Consider the following 314-nt stretch of genomic DNA (forward strand, 5'->3'; position numbering starts at 1 on the left):
TAGGTCCATTTGTCTAAATTTCCATCCCATGTGGGATTAGCCAAGATGTTATTACCATTGTCGTTAATTGCATCCCGGACGGAAGATATTTCACTTTCGAGTTTTCCGTTTAATACCTGGAAGGATTGATAAACGGTGTCACCGTTAGGAAGATATATATCGCATTCGTCGAATATGCCCCCCTTGATATAAATGCCATGATAAATACCTGCCTGGCCTAAATTCCCTTTGTATTTTGATGTTATCCCGGAGACATTGCCAATCCTGACAACTGATTTCCCGGTCATGTCGGCACTGTTTATTTTGTCCAAGAC

At 41.4% G+C, this 314-nt stretch carries 1 protein-coding gene; it reads right to left on the reverse strand.

What is annotated here, in order from left to right:
• A partial coding sequence (locus DW103_RS18345; RefSeq protein WP_199653067.1) for a hypothetical protein occupies window positions 1–314 on the reverse strand: 314 nt, incomplete at both ends.

The sequence above is a fragment of the Parabacteroides sp. AM08-6 genome (assembly GCF_003473295.1).
Classification (GTDB): domain Bacteria; phylum Bacteroidota; class Bacteroidia; order Bacteroidales; family Tannerellaceae; genus Parabacteroides.